This window comes from Aureimonas jatrophae (assembly GCF_900104035.1).
GTDB lineage: Bacteria > Pseudomonadota > Alphaproteobacteria > Rhizobiales > Rhizobiaceae > Aureimonas > Aureimonas jatrophae.
Genome location: NZ_FNIT01000004.1, coordinates 356,318 through 378,366 on the forward strand (window position 1 = coordinate 356,318; position 22,049 = coordinate 378,366).

The window sequence follows — 22,049 nt, forward strand, 5'->3', positions numbered from 1 at the left end:
GTAGGACAAGAGACCGCCTGCGCCCCGGAAGCGCCGGCGGCCGCGAAGCTACCGCTTGGCCAGCGAGCGCTGGACCAGCATGGCGACGATGATGATGAGGCCCTGGACGGCGCCGATCAGGTATTCCGACACGAGGTCGGACAGCACCATGATGTTGCCGACCACCTCGAGGATCAGCGCGCCGCAGACCGTGCCCCAGACGCGGCCGACGCCGCCGCGCAGCGCGGTGCCGCCGATCACCACGGCGGTGATGGCCTGCAGCTCCCAGAGAAGGCCGGTCGTGGCGGTGGCGGCGCCCAGGCGCGGCACGTAGATGAGCACCGCGATCGCCACGCACACGCCCTGGATGACGTAGGTGATCGTGCGCACGCGGTTCACCGACACGCCGGAGTAGCGGGCCACGTCCTCGTTGGAGCCGACCGCCATGACGTGGCGGCCGAAGCGCGTGCGATAGAGCACGAAGGCGCCGACCGCGGCGACAAGGAGGATCGCCACCACGGGCAGCGGCACGCCGAGGACGTTGCCGAAGTAGACCGGCCGGTAGGCGGCACGCAGGTCCTGCGAGCGCATCGCGATCGAGCCGCCCTCGGCGAGGAACACGGTCAGGGCGCGGTAGATGCCCATCGTGCCGAGCGTGACGATGAAGGGCTCGATGCGTCCGATCGTGGTGGTCAGTCCGTTCACGAGACCGCAAAGGGCACCGGTCACGAGCGCCAGCCCCATGCCGACCGCCAGGAGGGGCACGACGCCCTCCACGGGCGCGGCGTTCAGGAACAGGATCATCGTGCCGGCGACAAAGGCCGCCATGGCGCCGACCGAGAGATCGAGCCCGCCGGCCGAGATCACGAAGGTCGCCCCCACCGCGATCACGGCGATGAAGGCCGAGCGGGTCACGACGTTGAGGATGTTGTCGATCCCGAGGAAGTTCGGGTTGACGAGCGCGCCGAACACGACGAGCAGGGCCAGCGCGGCGAAGGGCGCGGCGGCGCGAAGGTCGATCGCGGGCCGGCGCGGCGCCGGCGCGGAGGCGGGGGACACGGCGTCGGTCATGCGTCTTCCGCCACCAGGGCGGCCTCCTTCTCGTTGGTTCCCGTCGCCAGCATGACGATGGCGCGCTCGGTCATGCGCTCGCCCGCGACCTCGCCGGCCACGCGTCCCTCGCGCATCACCAGGATGCGGTCGCACAGGCCAATCAGCTCGGGCATCTCGGAGGACACGACGATCACCGACGTCCCGCCCTTCGCGAGCTCGGCCACGAAGCGGTAGATCTCGGCCTTGGTGCCGATGTCGATGCCGCGCGTCGGCTCGTCGATCACGACGATGCGGGGATCGAGCAGCATCATCTTGGCCAGCAGCAGCTTCTGCTGGTTGCCGCCCGAGAGCTGTCCGGCGAGCAGCCGGGGATCGCGCGTGCGGATGTCGAACTCGCGGATCGCGGTCTGGAGGGCCGCGTCCTCGCGGGCGCGGTTGATGCCGAGGCCCCCGGCGAATTTTCGCAAGGCGGCGAGCGTCAGATTGGTGCGAAGGTCCTGGGCGAGCAGGAGCCCTTTTCCCTTGCGATCCTCGCTGAGGTAGACGATGCCCGCGCGCATCGCGTCGGCGGGCTTGCGGAAGCGCACCTCGCGCCCGTCCAGGCGCACGCACCCCGTGGCCGGGCGCAGCGCGAGGATGCCCTCCATCAGCTCCGTGCGGCCCGCGCCGACGAGGCCCGCGAACCCCAGGATCTCGCCGCGACCGAGCCGAAACGACGCGCCGTGGACGAAGCCCGGCACCTGGACGTCCTCGGCCTCCAGCACGGTTTCGGCGCTTTCGCCGGCGTCCGCGCGCTCCGGGTACAGGCGGGCGACGTCGCGGCCCACCATGAGGCGCGCCATGCCGGCCGTGTCGAGCGTCTCCGCCGGCACGGTGTCGACGCGCCGTCCGTCGCGCAGCACCGTGACGCGCGTGGCCAGCAGCTTCACCTCCGGCAGGCGGTGCGAGATGTAGAGGATGCCGACGCCGCGCTCGCGGATACGGCGGATGACGGCGATCAGAGCCTCGGTCTCGTGCGGGGTCAGCGAGGCGGTGGGCTCGTCGAAGATCACGGCGCGATGCGGCACGAGCAGGGCGCGCGCGATCTGGACGAGCTGGCGTTGGGCGATCGAGAGGCGGTGGACGGGGGTGTCGGGCGGTATCTGCGCGCCGAGGTCGGCGAGCGCGGCGCCCGCGTCGCGGTTCATGGCGCGCCGGTCGATCACGAGCCCGCGCCGCGGCTCGCGGCCGAGAAAGATGTTCTCGGCGGCCGTCAGGTCGGGGGCGAGCAGGATCTCCTGATGGACCAGCACCACGCCGCGCCGCTCGGCCTCGCGCACGCCGCCCGCGCCCAGCGGCGCGCCGTCCAACAGGACGCGGCCGCCGGTCGGAACCAGATGGCCCGACAGGATCTTCATGAGCGTGGACTTGCCGGCGCCGTTCTCGCCGATCAGCGCGTGGACCTCGCCGGGCAGGAGCGTCAGCGATACGTCGCTGAGGACCTCCACCGGCCCGAAGCGCTGCGTGATGCCCTCGGCAGCCAGAACGGGGCGCGTTTCCGCGCTCACGCCCGGTTTCCCCGATCGGCATGGCTTCGCACCCGATGATCCCGCATCCGGCTGTCCTCCCGGCGCGAAGTCTTACGCAAGTCGCTTGAGGTACGAAAGTCATTTCGCGGCCCACGCTTCACAGTTGCGTTGGGTCGTCAGGCATCCGAATCTTTGCCGGCAAAGGGAGAGCTCAGGTCCATGCCTCGACAGAACCGCGTGACGCCCTTCGGTGCGCTGATCGCCACCCCCGACCGGGGCACCCTGATGGGAAACCGGGGCATCCTGCACGATGCAGCGGGGCATCTGGGGACACGGCGCTGGGCCCACCCCCATTGGGTCGCGTGCCGCCTCGACTTCGGGAGCCGGCGGCGACCGATCATGGCGCCGGGCCGCTACACCGAACTCTTCTTTCTCGACGAGGCGACGTCGCTCGCCGCGGGTCATCGCCCCTGCGCCGAGTGCCGGCGCGAGGACTTCGGGCGCTTCCGGGCGGCCTGGGCGCTCGCCCATCCCGCAGAGCCCGCCTCCGCGCCGCTGATCGATCGCCGGCTCCACGCCGAGCGCGTGCGGCGGGACCGCACGCAGGTCACGTTCGAGCATCCCGCCAGGACGCTTCCCGTCGGCACGATGGTTCAACTCGGTGGAGCAGCCTGGCTGGTATCGGGCGATACGCTGCGCCGCTGGCATGGGGGCGGATACGGCGAGGCGCGGGCGCGGCCGGATGGTTCGGTCACCGTCCTCACGCCGCGCCCGACCGTCGCGGCGCTGGAGGCAGGCTATGCCGTCGCGCTTCATTCCAGCGTTGCGGCCACCGGCGCCTGAAACCCCGTGCTGTATCGGCATCCATTTGCCGGCCGGGGCGTTGGTCCCCTCCCAAGGGCGGCGCAAGGCCGCCGACGCAAGAGGAGAGGTTCCATGCAGATCCCCAAGGGCGCGACGATCGCCGTCGCCGACGGCCAGAAGCTCTCGATGTTCCGCAACACGGGCGGACCCGACGCGCCGAAGCTGCAGGCGATCGACGCGCCCGCCGTGTCGACGACGAACCGGAGCGGCGGCGCGGGCCACTCGTCGAGCGCGGCCAACCCGCAGGATGCGCAGGTCGACGAGGACGGGTTCGCTGCGGGCATCGCCGAGCTTCTCAACGCGCAGGCGACGAGCGGAAAGCTCGAGGGACTGGTCGTGGTGGCCGCGCCCCGCACGCTGGGCGAGCTGCGCAAGCACTACCATCCCAAGCTCAAGGAGAAGCTGGTGGGCGAGGTCTCCAAGGACCTGACCGGCCAGACCAGCGAGGACATCGAGCGCGCGCTTCAGGCCGCCTGACGGTCCACGGGCGGCGCCCCCGAGGATCGGGGGCGCCGCGCCTTTCCGATTATTCGCCCCGACTTAGCCCGGCTGGCTGCCGGCGTTGTCCGGGCTCGCAGCGGGCGCTGCGTCGGGAGCCGGCTGAGCCGCGGTCTCGCCGGCCGGCGGTGCCGCCGCCGTCGCCCCCGTTGGCTCCTGACCTTCCTCCAGGAAGTGCACCTCGGTGCGCTCCTTCTCGACGATCCCGGCCAGCGCCTCGGCATCCCAGTTCGTCAGGCGCACGCAGCCGTGGCTGTTGGTCTTGTCGATCTTGGTGGGCTCGGGCGTGCCGTGGATGCCGTAGGTCGGCTTGGTGAGCGCGATCCAGACCGAGCCGACCGGACCGTTGGGGCCGGGCGCGATCTCCAGGAGTTCCTTGTTCTGGCCCTGCTGGAAGTTCTTCTTCGGGTTGTAGGTGTAGCCGGGGTCATGGGCGACGCGCTCGACGCGCATGTCGCCGCTCGGCGAGGGCGTATCCTCCGAGCCGATCGTGGCGGGCGCCGTCATGATGATCTTCCCGTCCTCGCCATAGGCCAGGATCTCACCGCGCGACTTGTCCACCTCGATACGCGTCACGAGGCCCTCCGGGGCGGCGCCGGGATCGGCGACCAGCGCGCCTGTGCCGGCCTTGGTCCATTGGGCGTCCGGGTTCAACGCCTCGAGCAGCCCCTCGCTCATATGGAAACGCTCGCCCAGCATCTCCTCCACGCCGCGGTAGCCGACCCACTTCAGCTTGGCGAGGTCGGCATAGTCGGAGGGAATGCGCTTCACGTAACGCCCGTCGATGTCTTTTTCCGTGATCTCGTAGGTCTTCACCGCGGGGGCGGAGTCCTGCGTCAGCGCCCGCCACATGTCGTCGTCCACCCGGCCGTCCACGGGCAGGCCGCGCCGCTCCTCGAAGAGCCGGATCGCCTTCACCGTGTTCTCGCCCGACAGGCCGTCGATCACGCCGGGCGAGGCGTGGGCGCGGTCGAGGAGCACCTGAAGGCGCACCAGGAAGGGGTCGGGATCGGTCAGCGCCTCGGCCGCGCGGCGCGCCTCGTCCTCGGTCGGCAGCGTGTCGGGGTCCTTGGCGGGCGGCGCCTCATCGGGCTTCTCGGCGCGCTTGCGCTCGGCCTCGGCGAGGCGCTCGCGAAAGGCGCCGGGCTCCGCCGCGTTGATCTCGTCGGCGCCGAGCGTCGCCGCCTGAAGATGCGTGCCCGACAGGAGCAGAAGCCCCAAACCCATGAGTGACGACAACCGACGCACGACCCGAACTCCCGACATCCCGTGACACGATGGTCCTGAACGTGGCATGGCCGGTTCCGGTTGCCGCCCATCCTGTGGATCAGCGCAGCCCGAGGCGACGACGGATCCCGCGTAGGAAGCGCGGAGGGCGCTCGGGATCGACGAGCTCCGCTTCGCCCAGCGCCTCGTCGGCCGCGTCGAGTTCCCGGACCGGCAGGGGCACGAGCTGGCGTCGGCCCTCGCGCCCGCTCTCGCGCACGAGGCGCAGGATCGAACCGTCGCGCCGCAGGGCGTGTTCGACCTCCTCGCGCCTCATGTCGAGATGCTCGGCGATCAGGTCGTCGCGGATATGACGGATCGCGCCGGCCACCGCGTCGTCGCCGTCCGCCTCCAGCGACAGGTCGCATTCCGTGTCGAAGCCCATGGAGCGGTTGTTGAGGTTGGACGAGCCGATCTTCAGGAACCGGTCGTCCACGATCATGATCTTGGCGTGGACGTAGATCGGCTCGCCCTCGCGCGTGACGGGATAGAAGATGCCGAAGCGCTGGTGCCGGTCGGCGCGGTGCACGAGGCGCAGCAGCCGGGCGCGCGCCGCGCCCATGGTCTTCTCCTCCAGCCAACCGTCCTGGGATTCGGGGTTCACGACCACGACCTCGGGCCCGTCCGGCTCGGCCAGGCGCGCGGCGATGGCCTCGGCGATGCGTCGCGAGGCGAAGTACTGGCTCTCGATATAAAGGTGACGGCGCGCGCTCGCGATCGCGGCGAGGGTCATCGCCTCGATCTCGGAGACCTGCGGGTAGAGGTCGAAGGCGCCCATCGTGCGCGAGATGCCGATCTCGACGTTGCGCAGCGCCGGCTCGAGCCCGTCCGGCCACAGGTCGCCGGCGTGCGCGGGGGGCGTGCCCACCGCCTCGTCGGTTGCCCGGCTCCAGCGGGCGCGCCCGAGGTCGCCCAGCAACCGCGCCGCCTCGCCGGTCACGCAGGTCGTCGCGTCGTGCCAGGGATCCAGAAGCTGGCCGCGCGGCGAATGGCGGTCGGGATCCCCGTCGCGGTGTTCGCGCGTGTCCCAACGCCCCTTGGTGATGTCGATGCCGCCGCAGAACGCGATCGCGTCGTCGATGATGATGATCTTCTGGTGATGGCTGGCGGCGAGCGGATGGGCCGCGTCGAGCTTCAGGGTGACGCCCTTGCCCCAGAGCCATTGCAAGACGAAGAACGGCGTCTCGCCGCGCTTCACGGTCTCCAGGATGCCGAGGTTCCACTTCAGGATGCGGATGTCGAGCGCCGGGTTCCGCTCCGCCACCATCCAGTTCAAAAACGGGCCGAGCTCGTTGGGTCCCTCCAGCGTCCGCCCCCCCGGCTCGAACTCGACGCGCGTGTCGAAGTCCCAACCGATCATCAGCACCTGGAAGCGGGCCTTCAGGATCGCCTGCTTGACGAAGCGGTAGTAGTCCGCCCCGTCCACGATCACGGCGAAGCGCTCGGCGAGCCCCGTTTGCCAGACCGTCTTGCCCGTCTCGCGCAGGCGAGAGTTCATGGATGCGTCTCCAGTTCGTGATGGCGTGCCGTGCCCTCGCCGGCGATCGGGTCGATGTCCGGCTCCTCGCCCGCCACCGGCAGGGTGGGCGGCGGCACGGGTTCGGAGTCCAGCTCGGCGTGGCGCTCGGACAGGAAGTCGCCGAGCGCGGTCATATGGGGGATGTGCTCGCAGAAGGTGCGGATCGCGACCAGAAGCGGCACGGCCACGATCATGCCGATCGCCGACCAGAGCCAGGCCCAGAACGACACCGCCAGGAACACCACCACCGTGTTGAGCTTCAGCGAGCGCCCGACGAAGTAGGGCGTGATGATCTGACCCTCGATCGAGGTGATCGCGAAGTAGGTGGCGGGCACGAGGATCGCGAGGGCGACCCCGTCGAAGGCGACCAGCGCGACAATGCCCGAGATCACGATCCCGCCGAGCGCGCCGAGATAGGGAATGAAGTTGAACAGGAACGCGATCACCGCAAAGACCAGCGGCGTCGGCATGCCGTAGAGCCACATCACCGTGCCGATCGCGACGCCGAGGCCGGCATTGATCACCGTGATGGTGAGAAGGTAGCGCGACAGCTTGCGCTCGATGTCGTGCGCGATGCGCATGGCGGTGCGCTTGTCGCGAAAGCTCGGCAGGACGTGCACGAGCTTCTCGTAGAACATGTCGCCGGAGGCGAGCAGAAACAGAAGCAGGATCAGCGTGAAGGCGAACTGCGTGACGGCGCCGGGCGCGAGAAGCAGGATCGTCGTCGCCATGCCGGAGTCGCGGATTTCGACGGCCTGGACGTTGGGCTCGGTCGCGTGGACCAGCGCGTTGAGCTGCTGGTTGGCCTCGAACAGGCCGTCGAACGTGCCGGACAACGAGGACAGCTTATCCTCCACCTCCTGGCCGATGCGCGGTGCATCCGCCACCCAGCTCGCCACCGGAAGCGCCAGCGCGGTGACGACGGCGACCAGCCCCACGAGAAGCAGAAGCACGATCGCCAGCGAGGTGACGACGGTCGGCACCCCGCGCCGATCGAAGAACCGGCGCACCGGCCCGAACACCATGGCCAAAAGAAACGCCAGGACGATCGGGACCAGGAATTCCTTGGCATAGCCGAGCGCGGCCACCGCGAGCATCAGGAAGAGCCCGACCACGGCCCAGCGCGGAGCGGGCATGGCGTCGCCCCGCGCGGACGGGCCGGGCCCCGGTACAAGCGACATCAACCGTCTCCCTGACTGCCATCCCTGCGCCGTGCCGCGCAGGCGAAGACGAACGACGGTTTCGGTCAGAACGTCGCAGTCTCCGGTGTGGGGAATGCACGGAACGCGGATCGGTTCGGTCGCGGAACCCGATCCCTCGCGCTGACCGATCGCCGGGTTCGCGTTCCCTACGATCTTTTTAGGTGGCGAAAAGGAACGGGCCGCCGAACGGGCAGTTGCAGCCGGATCACTGCGTCCTCAAGGTTTCGTGAGTTATGGAAAAAACAGCCCTTCTGACCGGCTTCGTCGTGATGTCGCTCGGCTCGCTCGCCCTTTATGCCAAGGGGCCGAAATCGAACGCGGTGCGTCATCACACGCAGATCCACTCGCTCGTCCCGTTTATCGCGGCGACGAGCTATCTTGCCATGTATCTCGGCACGATGGTGCTCACGCGCCAGGACGGCGTGACGCTCTACCTGCCGCGCTACGCCGACTGGCTGTTCACGACGCCCCTGCTTCTGGCCGGCCTCGTGGCGCTGGCCCTTCACGAGCACCCGCGCCAGGGCGGATACCTCGTCGCCATCATCGGCCTCGACGCGCTGATGATTGTGACCGGCCTCCTGTCGGCGATCAGCTTCGATGGAACCGTGCGCCTCGTGTGGTTCCTGTGGTCCTGCGCGGCCTTTGCTGGCGTCTACGCCATCCTTTGGGGACCGCTGCGCCAGCGCTCGGCCAGCTACGGCGGCGCGCTGGACGAGGCCTACCGCAAGAACACGACGCAGCTTTCCGTGGTCTGGCTCGCCTATCCCGTCGTGTTCGCGCTCGGCCCCGAGGGCTTCGGCACGATCTCGTCGGCCGCCAGCGTCTGGATCATTCTGATCCTCGATGTGGTCGCCAAGGTCGTCTACGGCTATGTGGCGGGCGAGCGCCTGAAGGCGGCCGAGCCCGAGCTCCAGCGCCGCGAGGAGCGCCGCCTCGCCTGACGGCGCGGCGCGGCGACCCGCCATGACGCTGACCCTCGCCTCCCCCTCGGTGCGACCGGACGGTCGCACCGGAGCAAGCCTTTCCCCGCTCGGCCGCCTCGCGGTCGCCCTGGGGCTGGCGCTCGCCGGCGTCGGAGCGGAGTGGGCGGGCGGGTTCGTCCCGTTCGCCTTTGCGGCCGTTCTGATCCTCGTTCTCGGCCTCCCTCACGGGGCGAGCGACCATCTGGCGGCGCTGCGGGGGCGGCCGTGGCGCGAGGCGCCAGGACGTCTCGCTCTTTTTCTTTTTCTATATCTGGCGGCGGTAGCCGCGACGCTGGCCCTATGGCGCGTCGCGCCCGGTGTGGCGCTGGCCGCGTTTCTCGCTCTCTCCACCCTCCACTTCGCGCTCGACGACGTCGCCGCCGCGCCCTGGCACCAGTACGTGCCGGAGCGGCTGGCGCGCGGCCTGATGCCGGTCACCCTGCCCGCGCTTCTGCATGGCGAGACGCTGGCGCAGCTGTTCTCGGCCCTGTCGACGCCCGAGGACGGCGCGGCGCTGGCCCGGACCGCCGCGCTGCTCGCTCCCCTCGTCCTCGTGCTGGTTTTGGCCGCCGCGCTCCTGCGCTGGCTGCGGCACGAACGCGAGCCGGCGGCCGAGATCGCGCTCGGCGCGGTCGCGCTCCTGGTCTTCCCGCCGCTTGTCGGCTTCGCCCTCGTGTTCGCCCCGATCCACAGCCGCGGGCAGACGCGCGAGCGCATGGCCGAGCTCGGCCTGCCCGATCTCGGCCGCTATCTGCGCGCCTGCGCGCCGACGCTGTTCGGTGCCGCGCTCCTGTTCGGCGCGCTCGGCCTCCTGTTTGCCGGCGGCCGCGCCCCGGCGCTCGGTCCGCTCTTCGTGGGCCTCGCCGCGCTCACGGTCCCGCACATGCTGGTGACGCCGCTGTTCGCACGCGCGCCTTGAGAGTCAGGCGGCGGTCTCGGCTGCCCCGCCGCGCTTCAGGATCTGGCCGATATGGTGGGCCTCCGGCTCGCGGTAGAGCGGGTAGAGATGGCCGACGGTGCGATCGACCTCGTCCGTGTCGAGAAGCGGCTGCCGACCGCCGAGCCGCGCCAATGCTTCCGGCGTCAGGCGCACCGGGCGCAAGCGCTCGCTCGGCTCGCCGAAGCGGATCAGCGGACTGCCGCGCTCGATCAGGCGGCGCGCGTTGCGCTCGCCGATCCGGTAGTAGCTGAGCGTCTCGACCTCGAGCCCCGGCACGATCACCTTGGCGACGCCGACCGATCCGTCCCGCGGCGAGCCGTCCACGACGAGTACGTCGAAGCCGGCCTGGGTGAGGCGCTCCACCGCGATGCGTCCGCGCTCGCGCGTGTCCGCGACGGTGGCCTGCGGCAGGTCCGCGAAGCGGTGCGTCGAGCGCACGGCGTAGACGTCGGCGAGCTCGCGCCTGAGGTCGTCGGCGTCCATCGTGGTCCAGCTGAGCATGGCGTCGCGCGCCCGGTTCTCGCCGCCGTCGAGACTGACCTGCGCGGCCCGGAGGAAGTCGTCGATATAGCCGGCGGGCGCGACACTCAGCGCCTCCTCCTCCGGCCCGAAAGCGTAGGTCTTGCGCACGCGCGCCGAGCAGAACTCCATGATCGCCTTGCGCAGCGCGGCGTTGCGGTCGGGATCGCAGGCCTCGCCGCAGGCCGACAGCATGACCGGCACGCGTGGCCCTGCGCCCTCGCGGTCATGGCCGACGACGTAGAGGTTCGCGAAGCCGAACTCGTCGGAGGCGAATTTCGGGATCGCCTCGATACCGTCCCGGTCGAGGCGATCCATCAGCGCGCGCACGTCGGGCTCGAGGTCGGCCGGGTCGATCTGAAGCGCGATGCCCCGATCCATCGCGCGAAAGCCCAGGCCGTTGCCGTCGCGCTGGAGAAGCTCGAAGATGCCGTGCCCGACCGCCCATTCGAGATCGGGCCCCGCGCCGAGGCCGTTCGTGATCAGGGGCGTGAAGGGCTGGTAGCCGGGCGGCAGCTCGAAGAAGTCGGTGGCCGCGATGTCGAGCGGCACGAGGACGCTCTCGCCGCTCGTCCAGCGCCGCGCCGCGGTCCAGGCAAGGCGCGTGTCACGATCCACCGGCGAGCCGGCCGGCAGGCAGAGCGTGAGGGGGTCGGCGACGCCGGAGGCGCCCCGCTCGGCGCTGAGGTCGCGGTAGCTCCCCCAGACCACCGGCTCGCCGATCAGGCGGAGCGTCGGCAGAAGCATCTCGGCCACCTCCGCAAAGGCGCCGATGATGGCCTGGTCGCGTGTCGCGCCATAGCCGTAGCCGGACGGCATGTTGCCGGGCATGGCGGCTGCGTCGTCCAGGAAGAGCGCCGCCTTCCAGGCATGGATGCCGGTGCGGTCGAGCCCCTCCAGCGCGAAGGTGACGACGCGGCCGGGCGGAAAGGCCTCGCGGTAGCGGCGGGCCGCCTCCGGCAGATCGGCGGGCAGGATGTCGTCGGGGCGCATGGGGGTCTTTCGCGTGTCTATCGGGTGCCCGCCTCGGGCGGGTGGAGGGCTTCCGGCGCGGGACGGCTCGTGGCCGCGCTCTGGAGGTAGTGGCGCTGCGTGAGCAGGAAGAGCACCACCACGGGCAGGATGGTGACCACGATCGCGGCCTGCTGCAGCGACAGGTTGCGCTGGTCCTCGAAGGCGCTGCGCAGGAGATAGACGCCGATCGGTGCGGTCTGGAGCTCGGGCGCCGAGCGCGTCACGGTCAGCGTCCAGATGACCTCGTTCCAGTGGTAGATGAAGACGAAGACGCCGAGGATGGTGAGCGCGGGGCGCACGATCGGCACCACGATGCGCCAGAAGATCGCCCACTCCCCCGCCCCGTCCATGCGCCCGGCCTCGATGATGTCGGTGGGCACGCCGACGATGAACTGGCGCATCATGAAGATGCCGTACCACGACAGGACGAAGGGCAGGACCAGCGCGGGATAGGTGTTGAGGAGACCCGTTCCGCCCGAGCCCGTCCAGTCGTTGCCGCCCAGGAGCGGCACGTAGCGCAGCATGAAGAAGGTCGGGATGATCAGGAGAAAGAAGGGGAAGAGCTGCGCGCCGAGCACGAAGCGCAGGATCCAGTCCCGCCCCCGGAACTCGAACTTCGCCAGCGCATAGGCCGCCATGGTGGAGGTGAGGAGTTGGCAGGCGGTGATGGCCAGCGTCACCACCACGCTATTGAAGAGCCACAGCGCCAGCGGCAGCGTCTCGAAGACGAGGCGGAAGTTGCCCCATTGCGGATCGGCGGGAAAGTAGACCGGCGGGCGCGCCAGGCGCTCGGCGGGCGAGCGCAGCGCGCCGAGCAGCATGTCGCCGAAGGGCACCACCATGACCACGGCGCCGAGCGCCAGGAGGAGGACCGGCACGAGGCGACCGCGCCGGATGCGCAGGCGCTCGCGCCACGCGAGGCGGCGTCGGCGGGCCGGCGCCCGCACCGCATCCCCCGCGGCCTGGTCGCGGAGGCGCGGCGCGACCGGCGCGACGCTCACGCCCAGCCCTCGACGCCGCCGCGTCGCATGACGCGCAGCTGGATCGCGGAGAGCAGCATCACCATGAAGAGGAGGATGTAGGCGGCGGCCGACGCCAGCCCGAGCTTCAGCTCCGAGAAGGCGAGCTCGTACATGCGCAGCGCCGCCGTGCGCGTCGAGTTCACCGGCCCCCCTTCGGTGAGCACCAGCATCAGCGCGAAGTAGCCGACGCCCCGGATGAGGTTCGACAGCGTCACGAAGAGCATGGTGGGCGCCAGAAGCGGCAGCGTGACATGGCGGAAGGTGCGCCAGCCGGACGCCCCGTCCATGCGCGCGGCCTCCTCGACGCTCGCGTCCAGGCCGTTCAGACCGGCCAGGAACAGCATCATGTCCTGCCCGACCTGGAACCAGAGGAACACGAGCACGAGCGAGAGCATCGCCCAGTCGGGATCCAGCAGCCACGAGGGGCCGGCGACGCCGAGAAAGGCGAGAAAGCGGTTCACGAGCCCGTAGGGATCGTCGAGGATCTGCTTCCAGACATAGGAAACCGCGACCACGTTGGTGATCATCGGCAGCCAGTAGATCGCCTGCCAGAGGCTGGCGACGCGCGAGCGCCGGATGGCCAGCGCCAAGGCCAGCGACAGGGGAACGCCGAGGAGGATCGTGCCGCCCACGAAGCGCGCCGTGTTCCAGAGCGCGGTATGAAACACGGGGTCGATCGCCAGCAGGTAGCGGTAGTTCTGCAAGCCGACGAGCCGGAAGGCCCCGAGCGAGTTCCAGCTCGCGAAGCTCAGCACCAGCGAGAAGAGGAGCGGCCCCACGAAGAACAGGAGCCCGAACACGAAGACGGGCGCCAGAAAGACGTAGGGCGCGGTGCGCCGCGTGAGCGTCACCGCCCGCGCGCCTCTCAGGGCTCCGCCAGGATGGCCGAGATGCGCGCGTCGGCGGCCGCCATCGCGTCGGCGCCGGTCTTGCGGCCGAGCCAGGCCTCCTCGATCTCGGTGCGCAGCACCTGATCGATCGCCGTGGTCTGGCGCAGGTTCGTGGTGGTCACGGCCCGGCCCGAGGCGAGCGCGTCGACATAGGGCTTGGTGAAGGGGTCGCTGTATTCCGCCGTGCTCGCCGCGATGTCGCTCTTGTTGGCCGAGAGCGAGCCGAGGCGCACCAGCATGTCGCCGACGCAGGAGCGCTTGCCCTCGCCCCGCGGCTCGTTCAGCCAGCGCAGGAGCTTCCAGGCCGCCTCGCCGTTCGGGCTCTCGGCCGCGACCGACTGGTAGAAGGCGTACTGATAGGTCTTCCAGTCGGCGCCACCGGGGATCGGCGCGACGCCGACCGTCTCCTCGAACGCGTCGCCCAGGCCGTCGCGCAGGTCCTTCTTCAACCAGTTCGCGCCGATGAACATGCCGACCTGGCCGGACGAGAAGTCCTGCCACTTGTTGGCGGGCGAGGTGGACTTGTCGGCGAAGAGCTTGGCCTCGCCGTCGACGATGGCGACCGCGCGCGGATCGGTGAGGTTGGTGGTGGTGGCGTCGGGATCGACGAGCTGGAGCCCCTGCGAGAACATCAGCGCGCGCAAGGGATGCGTCGCGTTGGCGACCGTCGGCCCGAAGGCGTAGCCCGCCGTCGTCACGCGGCCGAGCTCGTCCCGCTTGGCGATCTTCTTGGCGGTCTCGATGACGCCGTTCCAGTCGGTCGGCGGCGCGGCGACGCCGGCCTCGCTGAACAGCTTCTTGTTGTAGACCAGCATGTAGAGCGAGACCTCGGCCGGGATGCCCCAGATCTTGCCGTCGACGCGCGAGGCCTCGACCGTGGTCGGCTCGAAGCGCTCCTTCAGCATGTCGAGGACGTCGGCCGGCGGCTCGGCGAGAACGTTGTTGGCGACCAGCTCGCCGCCGAGGTTGGAGTAGACGTTGAGGATATCGGGCAGCGTGCCGGCGAGGCGCGAGGTCTGGAGCGCCGGCAGGAAGTCGGCGAGCGCGACCTGCTGGTACTGGATCGTGGTGCCCGGGTTCTGCTTCTCGTAGTCGCGGAAGCAGGCCGTCAGCGGCACCATCTCCTCGTCGGTGTAGTGGGCGGCATACCGCAGGGTGACGCTCTGCGCCGAGACCGGAAGAGCCGTCCCCGCACTCAGGAGCGACGCCATGGCCAGCGTTGCGATCCTCTGCTTCATGCCTGTTCCCCCTTGCGCGGCGCGATGTCCTCCCGGCGAATCCTCGTGGACCCGCCCGGCGCCCGGCTTCTCGTATGAGGGGTAGATAGCGCGCGAGGAAATGCGACAAAGGGGCCCGCCTGCCCCCTTGTCCCCAAAGTGTTGGCCGGCCGGCTACTCCGCCGCCGCGGCCATCTGCGCCGAGCGCGTGACGCGGACCGGCACGGACTTGGCGGCCGGCACGTGCGCGTCCACCGCGTGGTGCCAGAGCGGGATCAGCTTGTTGAGCTCGGGATAATAGCCCCCGACATTGCCCTTGGGCAGCTTGTAGGAATGCACGCGCAGCGCTTTCACGCGCCGCTCCACGCCGTCGTCGGCATGGGTCTCGACGTCCACGAAGTCCTGGTCCTGCAGGCCGAGGCGATCCATGTCCTCGCGGCTCATCAGGAGCACCATGCGCGAGCCGGAGATGCCGCGCAGACGGTCGTCGTAGCCGTAGACCGTGGTGTTGAACTGGTCGTTGGAGCGCAGCGTCATCAGCTTGAAGACATCGAAGCCCTCGGTCTGGATATCGGGGTCGACGTCGAACCCGTCGGGCGGCGTGATGAAGTTCGCCTTGCCGTTCTCGGTCTTCCATTCCCGCTTGCAGGCCGGCAGGTCGCGATGGAAGCCGCCGGGCTCGAGGAAGCGCTTGTTGAAGTCCTTGAAATACTGGGGATAGGCGCGCTCGATCTCGTCGCGGATCAAGGCGTAGTCGCCGACCCAGGCGTCCCAGGGAATCGTGGAGCGACCGGGCACCGTCGCCTTGGCCATCTCGGCCACGATCTTGGGCTCCGACAGGAGTTCGGGCGAGGCGGGCGGGCGGTAGCCCTTGGAGCCGTGGATGCAGGCGGTGGAGTCCTCCATCGACACGAGCTGGTCGCCGGTCGCCTGCGTGTCGCGCTCGATGCGGCCAAGGCAGGGCAGGAGGAAGGTCACCTTGCCCGGCAGGAGGTGGTTGCGGTTGAGCTTGGTGGCGATCTGGACGTGGAGGTCGAGGTTGCGCCAGGCCGCCTCGATCTTCTCGGTCTCGGGAACAGCGCGCGAGAAGTTGCCGCCCAGGCCCAGGAACGCCTTCACCGACCCGTCGAGCATGCCCTCGCAGGCCTCGACCGTGGCGAGCCCCTTCTCGCGCGGCGGCTCGAAGCCGTAGAACGCCTTGAACGTGTCGAGCGGGGCCAGCTCCGGCTTCTCGGTGATGCCGACCGTGCGCTGCCCCTGCACGTTGGAATGGCCGCGGATCGGCGAGACGCCCGCGCCGGGTTTGCCGATATTGCCGCGCATCAGAAGAAGATTCACCACCATCTGCACGTTGGCGACGCCGTGCCGGTGCTGCGTCAGCCCCATGCCGTAGTGGATCATCACGGCCTTGGAGCGGGCATAGGTCCGACCGACCTCCTCGAGGTCGGCGCGCGACAGGCCCGAGACGCGCTCGATCTCCTCCCACGTTGCCTCGCGCACGAAGCGCTCGAACGCGTCGAAGCCGTGGCAGTGCTCGGCGATGAAGGCGACGTCGAGGACGCGCTCGCCGCCCGCCGCCTTCGCCTTGTCGTCGAGCTCGAGGACGGTCTTGGCGATACCGGTCATCGCCGCGATGTCGCCGCCGCAGCGCACCTGGAAGTACTCGGTCGACATCTTGGTGCCGGGGCCGGGCGAGAGCATCTCGGTGGGAGCCTGCGGGCTCTTGAAGCGCACGAGGCCGCGCTCCTCGACGGGATTGAACGTGTAGACGGGAACGCCGCGCTTGCGGGCCTCCTGCAACGGATGAAGAAGCCGCGGCGCGTTGGTGCCCGTATTGTGCCCGAAGAACAGCATCATGTCGGTGTGCTCGAAGTCCTCGAGCTGCACCGTGCCGACCGGCGTGCCGATGGAGCGCGGCAGGCCGACCGAGGTCGACTCGTGGCACATGTTCGAGGAGTCGGGCAGGTTCTGCGAGCCGTAGACGCGCGCGAAGAGCTGCCACATGTAGCTCGTCTCCAGCGAGGCGCGTCCGCTCGCGTAGAAGATCACGGATTTGGGGTCGAGCTTGTTGAGCTCCTCGCCGATCTCGCGGAACGCCGCCTCCCACGAGACCGGGATGTACTGGTCGAGCGAGGGATCGTAGCGCATCGGCGTCGTCAGGCGCCCCTGCTTCTCCAGCTCGTAGTCGGTCCACTCCAGAAGCTCGGTGAGCTTGTGGCGGGCGAAGAAGTCGCGGTCGGTGCGGTTCTTCGTCTGCTCCCAGATCGTCGCCTTGGCGCCGTTCTCGCAGAACTCGAACGGGTGGGCGTTGGCGGGTTTGGCCCAGGAGCACGAGACGCACATGAAGCCGTCGGTCTTGTTCTGGCGGTACAGCGTCTCCCAGATCGTGGAGGCGACCATGCCCTCGGCGGCGCTCTTGTCGACCAGCGACTTCACCGATCCCCATCCGCCGGTCGGGTGGTCGTAGGGCTCGACGGTGACTTCGGACTGGATCTCGCTGCGCCGCATGGCCTGGCTCCTCGTATCGGCCCCGCAAGAGGCGGACCGCTTCCGAACATGGAAGCCTTCCAACAACGAGAAAGGGGCCGCTCCGTTTCGTCGCGCGACAAGCAACCGTCGCGCAGCGGCAGAAAAAATGCCGTCGCCGCTCAGGGCAGGACGACGAGACGCACGCCAGGCCGCAGGAAGGGTGCCAGGCGCAGGAGGTCGCGGGGGTGGAGCGCGACGCTGCCCTCGGTCGGCGCGAAGCCCTCGCGCGCGACATGCAAGAAGATCGCGCTGCCCCGGAAGCGCCGGCGGTTGCGCAGGTTCCAGTCGAGCACCACCACGAGGTCGTAGAGCCTGTCGCCGCGGCGCATGGACTCCGTGCTGGCGGGAAACGGCAGCCGGACGGGGCGGTTGTAGCTCGGGTGGCGCGGCGCGTCGCACCAGCCGTCGTGCGGGCGCGTATGGCGCGTCGGAAGGAGAACGGGCGGGCGCGGTCCGGGAAGGCACGGCGGGCGATAGGCCCACAAGAGGCGCATCGAGGCGATCGGCGTCGCCCCGTCGCCCTCGCGCTTGCGCGACGTCGGGCCGGAGCGGCCGAGCGCGCAGGGAAGGCGCAGCGGACCGGCCTGCACGATACCGCGCGAGCGGTTCCCGGGGGCGGTTCGCACGAGGATCACGCCGCTTTTCCCCTGGTTCCCGCTATGGCCCTCTGGAAAAACGCGCATCGTGCTCACAAATTGTTACAGGATCGGCGGGCGCAATCGGTGTCCGCCCCTCTCAAGGCCCGTACTAGGACCTCTTTATCGAATGAGCGCCCGAAGCATTCTGATTGTCGACGACGACGACGAGCTGCGCAACACGCTGGTGGAGCAACTCTCGCTCCACGAGGAGTTCGCCGTCTCGCAGGAGTCCAACGCCACGCGCGGCATCCAGGCCGCCCGCACCGGCATCGTCGATCTCGTGATCATGGACGTCGGCCTGCCCGACATGGACGGGCGCGAGGCGGTGAAGGTCCTGCGCAAGTCCAACTTCAAGGCGCCGATCATCATCCTGACCGCGCAGGACGCCGATGCCGATACGGTGCTCGGCCTCGAGGCCGGCGCCAACGACTACGTCACCAAGCCCTTCCGTTTCGCGGTGCTGCTCGCGCGCATCCGCGCCCAGTTGCGCCAGCACGAGCAGTCGGAGGACGCCACCTTCCAGGTCGGCCCCTACACGTTCAAGCCGAGTCAGAAGGTGCTGGTCGACGAGAAGGGCGGCAAGATCCGCCTCACCGAGAAGGAGACGGCGATCATCCGCTATCTCTACCGCGCCGACCGGCGCGTGGTGACGCGCGACATCCTTCTCGAGGAGGTCTGGGGCTACAATTCGGGCGTGACCACCCACACGCTCGAGACCCACGTCTACCGCCTGCGGCAGAAGATCGAGCCCGAGCCGTCCAACGCGCGGCTGATCGTGACGGAGTCGGGCGGCTACAAGCTGATGCCCTGAGGGCTCCTGCGCCCCGCGGAACCTTGCCCAGGTGTGGCGCGCCGGAAACGCGCGCCGCGCCTTTTTTCATGCCCGGGCAAGGCCACCGGCCGATAAGCCTTCCGATCGGTCCGTTTTCCTGCGATCACGCTTCCTGCGATCACGGGCCGCCAGGACCCGGCGGATCGGGTCGCGTGGGGTGAAGACGGTCCGGCATGAGCCTTGAGGACGACATGGACGTGTTGCGCGAGGTGCCCCTGTTCGGGCAGCTCGACCGCGACCAGCTGCGCCTCCTGGCCTTCGGGGCCGAGCACCGCTTCCTGAAGGCCGGCGAGATCCTGTTCCGCGCCGAGGCGCGCGCCGACGCCGGCTTCGTGGTGGTGAGCGGCGAGGTGGAGCTGCACGACGGCGAGGGCGGCGAGCGCGTGGTGGCACGCGCGGGACGCGGCAGCCTGCTCGGCGAGATGGCCCTGATGACCGAAACGCGCCGCCCGACCACGGCGGTGACCGCGACGGACTGCGACCTGATCCGCATCCCCCGTCCCTTGTTCCGCCGGATGCTGCTCGAATATCCCGCGATCGCCGCGGCGCTGCACGCGCGCATCCGGGCCGACCTCCTGGCCATGACCGATCGCATCACGGCGCTTTCACCCGCCTTCGAGGACGACGACGAGACAGAACGCGGGTAAGGCCGCCGTCGCGCCGCGGGCTAGGTTCTCCCGCGCCGCTGCGGACCCGCTCCCTAGTGCCTGACGCCCGCGGCCGGCCGGTCGCCGGATCCGGTCTCCGGCAGAGCAGCCTCCGCCCGTGCCTGCGATCGCCCGACCGCGGCAAAGGCCAGGATCGCCGCGCGGGCCCGGTCCACGTCCAGATCGAACCGGAAGCCGTCCACCGCAAAGCCGAAGCAGGCGTCCACCAGCATGAAGCCGCCCTCGTTGCGATGGGTACCGACGGCTTCATGGCTCGAGACCAGAAGGAAACCCTGGGACCGGGCGAGGCGGCGCACGGTGTCGATGGCATCCCGATCGGCGTCGATGAAGGGTAGCGGCATGAATGTCCTGAACTCTGGAGATGCCTTGGGCTGGCTGAACCGGCCACCGCGCCTGCGTCCGACGCGCCAGGGCGACGGGCAGGACGCAAGGGGCTCGCGGCGCTTCGACGACGATGTCACCGTCCGCTCCTCCCCCCATGATGACCGGCAAGAAAATATGGATCATCGGTATGTAACAGAGAGGCCGTATTGTCTCCATCTCGTTGCGCTTGATAAGTCAATACTCACTTATTGATCAATCAGAAGCAGAACCAAGATTTGTGGGCGCATGACGACTTCGATTCCTCTTGCCTGCGTGATCCGATCGCATACGTAGCCAGCAACGGATCGCGAGACGCATCTGGTTGTATCCGTCCCATCGCTAGGTGCCGATGGCTGGGCGCCCCCGCACGGGGCGTCCAGCCATTCCCTACATGACCAGTCGCGGTTCGGCTTTCCAGCGGGATGCGGTGCTTTGGGCCGTCTCAACCCTAAATCGCAACAATCGCATCAGGTCATCTGATGCACGCGCTTCTCAAAATCGCACGGCGCCCGAGTATTCGCCCGCCCGACCATGTGTATTGGAGCGTCGGTCAAGCAACGGACGGCAACCGCGCGTGGACGAACACACAGTCCGAAAAAGCGGACGGCCGAGGCGTCTAGGGCCGTCCGGTCGTCGGCTGCGACCGCGCCGTCCTGGCGGCGATGCTTTCCGGCCCCGATACCGCCTTTGCCGGCGTCGCCCCTGCCCTCGATCTGACCGTCCCCGCCAGGGTTTGATCGGATGACCGACTCGGGGCGACCATTTCCCCACACCGTCGCGCCCGGGAAGCCTGATGGCACGGCCAGCGCCCTCGCCTTCGCCGGTTGCGGTTGAACTCGGCGGACGGCGACGGATCGGGGCTGCGTTCCGCATCCCGTCCGTGCCGACAGCCGCCTTTCTCGTGATCGCCTCGGTGCGACTCCGATCGCTCGCTGGCAGCCGCCGTGTTCGCGTGGAAACGCGGCGCTCGGCCCTCTCGGGCTCTTTTGGGCCGCGCCGCCGCATGCGGCGCGGCGGTTCCCCGGCCTTACGCGCCCTCGTTCGGGATCAGCCGCTTCTGCAGGAAGTAGCGGCGCTGGCCGACAGGATGGTCCTCGATCGTTCCGAACACCTCGAAGCCGCGCTTGCGATAGAAGCCAAGGGCCTGGAACTCGTAGGTGTCGAGCCAAACGCCGACGCATCCGGCGGAGCGGGCGATCCCCTCGGCCTCGTCCATCAGCTTCGTTCCCAGCCCTTGCGAGCGATGCTCTCCCGGCAGGGCCAGGTATTCCACGAACATCCAGTCGTAGGAGATCCTGCCCCAAAGGCCGCCCACCGTCGCGCCCGCCTCGTCGGTGAGAAGCACGGCCACGGGCCGGTACCCGGAGGGGCCGGCCATCTTGGTGTTGTGGGCGACGAGAACCGCGAGGATCGCCTGTTCGTCGGCTTCGGTCGGCGTCTGGGGGGTCGTGATGGTCAGCGTCATGTCGCACCGCAGGAATGGGAAGGCGGCCGACGATGACCCGTCCGGCACCGCGGCGCCAGGGCTGCCGAGGTCTGTGCGGCCGTTCATCCCTCGCCCACGCGCGCCAGCACGAACCCGTCCCAGCCCTTCTCGCCGACCGTCTGGATCGCGGTCGCCGTCAGGCGAGGTTCGGCGGCGACGAGATCAACGAAGCGGCGCACGCCCTGGACGTTGGGGTCGGAACTCGCGGCATTTACGACCGCGCCGCCCCGCACCACGTTGTCGCCCACGATCACCGTGCCGGGGCGCGACAGGGCGAGCGCCCAGCCGAGGTAGTCCGGGTTGCTCGGCTTGTCGGCATCGATGAAGACGAGGTCGAAGGGAGCTTCGAGCGTCGGCAGCACATCGAGCGCGCGGCCGACCCGCAGGTCGACCCGGTCCGCCACGCCCGCCCGCGCGATGTTGCCGCGCGCCAGTTCGGCGTGCCGCGCGTCGGCCTCGATCGTCGTGACCATGCCGCCGGGCGCCAGCGCGCGGGCGAGACGGATCGTGCTGTAGCCGCCGAGCGTCCCGATCTCGAGAACGCGTCGGGCGCCGGCGATCTGGACCAGAAGCGCGAGCATCTGTCCCTGGAGCGCCGAGACGTCGTGTGCAGGCAGCCCCGCCTGCCCGCTCGCCGCCAACGCCTCGCGCAGGGCGACGTCGTCCGGCGCCAGCCGTTCCGCGAAGTAGGCGTCGACGGCGCTCCAGCGCGGCGCGTCCACGACGCTGTTCCGGCATATCTACAACCCGGACGGCCGCAGCTTCGGCTGGTCGCTGCTTCTGTTCGACGGCCGGCAGCGCGAGGCGCTGGCCGATCTGCGTCGGGCCGCCGCCGCGGTCCGGCCCTGGGACTGGGTGCGCCCGAGGCTGGTTCTCGGCGCGGCGGTTCCCGAGGCGCGGGACGCCGTCGCGCTGTCGGACCTCGACGCGGAAGCCCATGCCGCCTACGGCGTCGGCTCCTCGCCCGCGCTCGTGCTCGTGCGACCCGACGGGCACATCGCCTTCCGGGGGCCGGCAAGCCACGCGGAAGCGGTCGCTGCCTACTGCGAGCGGGTCTTCGGCCCGGCGGAGGGCTGATCC

General features: G+C 69.6%; 21 protein-coding genes. 7 read left to right on the plus strand and 14 right to left on the minus strand.

Going from position 1 to position 22,049, the window contains the following annotated elements:
* Nucleotides 1-48: 48 nt before the first annotated feature.
* The gene (locus tag BLQ76_RS11575; protein WP_090673247.1) at nucleotides 49-1,050 is read right to left on the minus strand and encodes an ABC transporter permease; all 1,002 of its coding nucleotides are present in this window, start codon (nucleotides 1,048-1,050) and stop codon (nucleotides 49-51) included.
* Entirely contained in the window at nucleotides 1,047-2,579 is a 1,533-nt protein-coding gene (locus BLQ76_RS11580) for a sugar ABC transporter ATP-binding protein (protein ID WP_090673249.1), read from the minus strand. Before BLQ76_RS11580 ends, BLQ76_RS11575 begins: the two co-directional genes overlap by 4 nt.
* 180 nt (nucleotides 2,580-2,759) lie before the next feature.
* Here BLQ76_RS11580 and BLQ76_RS11585 point away from each other — a divergent pair, with 180 nt between their 5' ends.
* Entirely contained in the window at nucleotides 2,760-3,383 is a 624-nt protein-coding gene (locus tag BLQ76_RS11585; RefSeq protein ID WP_090673251.1) for a hypothetical protein, read from the plus strand.
* Nucleotides 3,384-3,476: 93 nt separating this feature from the next.
* Entirely contained in the window at nucleotides 3,477-3,881 is a 405-nt protein-coding gene (locus BLQ76_RS11590) for a host attachment family protein (protein WP_090673253.1), read from the plus strand.
* 63 nt (nucleotides 3,882-3,944) lie between these two features.
* Here the strand turns inward: BLQ76_RS11590 and BLQ76_RS11595 are convergent, their stop codons facing one another.
* The 3 genes from BLQ76_RS11595 to BLQ76_RS11605 all read right to left on the minus strand — a co-directional run bounded on the left by BLQ76_RS11595 (nucleotide 3,945) and on the right by BLQ76_RS11605 (nucleotide 7,868).
* Nucleotides 3,945-5,129, minus strand: a complete 1,185-nt coding sequence (locus tag BLQ76_RS11595; RefSeq protein ID WP_090673255.1) for a L,D-transpeptidase family protein — start codon at nucleotides 5,127-5,129, stop codon at nucleotides 3,945-3,947.
* 100 nt (nucleotides 5,130-5,229) lie between these two features.
* Nucleotides 5,230-6,666, minus strand: coding sequence for a phospholipase D-like domain-containing protein (locus BLQ76_RS11600; protein ID WP_090673257.1), 1,437 nt, complete (start codon nucleotides 6,664-6,666; stop codon nucleotides 5,230-5,232).
* Nucleotides 6,663-7,868 carry an AI-2E family transporter gene (locus tag BLQ76_RS11605; RefSeq protein ID WP_090673259.1) on the minus strand — a complete coding sequence of 402 codons (1,206 nt, stop codon included), beginning with the start codon at nucleotides 7,866-7,868 and terminating at the stop codon, nucleotides 6,663-6,665. The genes BLQ76_RS11600 and BLQ76_RS11605 overlap by 4 nt, the downstream gene beginning before the upstream one ends.
* A gap of 254 nt (nucleotides 7,869-8,122) precedes the next feature.
* Between BLQ76_RS11605 and BLQ76_RS11610 the strand changes: the two genes are divergently transcribed.
* Entirely contained in the window at nucleotides 8,123-8,830 is a 708-nt protein-coding gene (locus BLQ76_RS11610; protein ID WP_090673261.1) for a bacteriorhodopsin, read from the plus strand.
* Nucleotides 8,831-8,852: 22 nt separating this feature from the next.
* The gene (locus BLQ76_RS11615; protein ID WP_090673263.1) at nucleotides 8,853-9,770 is read left to right on the plus strand and encodes a Brp/Blh family beta-carotene 15,15'-dioxygenase; all 918 of its coding nucleotides are present in this window, start codon (nucleotides 8,853-8,855) and stop codon (nucleotides 9,768-9,770) included.
* Nucleotides 9,771-9,773: 3 nt separating this feature from the next.
* On the opposite strand, the gene BLQ76_RS11620 is transcribed toward BLQ76_RS11615, so the two are convergent.
* The 6 genes from BLQ76_RS11620 to BLQ76_RS11645 form a co-directional block, all read right to left on the minus strand.
* Complete coding sequence (locus BLQ76_RS11620) at nucleotides 9,774-11,303, minus strand: YcaO-like family protein (RefSeq protein ID WP_090673265.1); 1,530 nt, start codon at nucleotides 11,301-11,303, stop codon at nucleotides 9,774-9,776.
* A gap of 17 nt (nucleotides 11,304-11,320) precedes the next feature.
* Nucleotides 11,321-12,325: a carbohydrate ABC transporter permease gene (locus BLQ76_RS11625; RefSeq protein WP_210184168.1), complete on the minus strand. Its 1,005-nt coding sequence runs from the start codon at nucleotides 12,323-12,325 to the stop codon at nucleotides 11,321-11,323.
* A complete protein-coding gene (locus tag BLQ76_RS22110; RefSeq protein ID WP_170842569.1) occupies nucleotides 12,322-13,197 on the minus strand; it encodes a carbohydrate ABC transporter permease in 876 nt (291 codons plus the stop codon). The genes BLQ76_RS11625 and BLQ76_RS22110 overlap by 4 nt, the downstream gene beginning before the upstream one ends.
* 14 nt (nucleotides 13,198-13,211) lie before the next feature.
* Entirely contained in the window at nucleotides 13,212-14,474 is a 1,263-nt protein-coding gene (locus tag BLQ76_RS11635; protein WP_090673269.1) for an extracellular solute-binding protein, read from the minus strand.
* 153 nt (nucleotides 14,475-14,627) lie between these two features.
* Entirely contained in the window at nucleotides 14,628-16,961 is a 2,334-nt protein-coding gene (locus tag BLQ76_RS11640) for an FdhF/YdeP family oxidoreductase (RefSeq protein WP_090673271.1), read from the minus strand.
* 140 nt (nucleotides 16,962-17,101) lie between these two features.
* Nucleotides 17,102-17,617 (minus strand): L,D-transpeptidase family protein, encoded by a 516-nt coding sequence (locus BLQ76_RS11645; protein ID WP_342028255.1) that lies wholly within the window; start codon nucleotides 17,615-17,617, stop codon nucleotides 17,102-17,104.
* A 130-nt stretch (nucleotides 17,618-17,747) separates the two neighbouring features.
* Here BLQ76_RS11645 and BLQ76_RS11650 point away from each other — a divergent pair, with 130 nt between their 5' ends.
* Both BLQ76_RS11650 and BLQ76_RS11655 read left to right on the plus strand, forming a co-directional pair.
* Entirely contained in the window at nucleotides 17,748-18,431 is a 684-nt protein-coding gene (locus tag BLQ76_RS11650) for a response regulator transcription factor (protein ID WP_090673275.1), read from the plus strand.
* A gap of 194 nt (nucleotides 18,432-18,625) precedes the next feature.
* On the plus strand, nucleotides 18,626-19,099 hold the full coding sequence (locus BLQ76_RS11655) for a cyclic nucleotide-binding domain-containing protein (protein ID WP_090673277.1): 474 nt from the start codon (nucleotides 18,626-18,628) through the stop codon (nucleotides 19,097-19,099).
* A 53-nt stretch (nucleotides 19,100-19,152) separates the two neighbouring features.
* Here BLQ76_RS11655 and BLQ76_RS11660 read toward each other — a convergent pair whose 3' ends face one another.
* From BLQ76_RS11660 to BLQ76_RS11670, 3 genes are all read right to left on the minus strand, one after another.
* Entirely contained in the window at nucleotides 19,153-19,461 is a 309-nt protein-coding gene (locus tag BLQ76_RS11660; protein WP_090673279.1) for a hypothetical protein, read from the minus strand.
* Nucleotides 19,462-20,510: 1,049 nt separating this feature from the next.
* Nucleotides 20,511-21,035 carry a GNAT family N-acetyltransferase gene (locus tag BLQ76_RS11665; RefSeq protein WP_244519585.1) on the minus strand — a complete coding sequence of 175 codons (525 nt, stop codon included), beginning with the start codon at nucleotides 21,033-21,035 and terminating at the stop codon, nucleotides 20,511-20,513.
* Entirely contained in the window at nucleotides 21,032-21,691 is a 660-nt protein-coding gene (locus tag BLQ76_RS11670; protein WP_139183993.1) for an O-methyltransferase, read from the minus strand. Before BLQ76_RS11670 ends, BLQ76_RS11665 begins: the two co-directional genes overlap by 4 nt.
* Nucleotides 21,692-21,824: 133 nt before the next feature.
* Here BLQ76_RS11670 and BLQ76_RS11675 point away from each other — a divergent pair, with 133 nt between their 5' ends.
* Nucleotides 21,825-22,046 carry an aromatic-ring hydroxylase C-terminal domain-containing protein gene (locus BLQ76_RS11675; protein ID WP_090673283.1) on the plus strand — a complete coding sequence of 74 codons (222 nt, stop codon included), beginning with the start codon at nucleotides 21,825-21,827 and terminating at the stop codon, nucleotides 22,044-22,046.
* The last annotated feature ends 3 nt before the right edge of the window (nucleotides 22,047-22,049 follow it).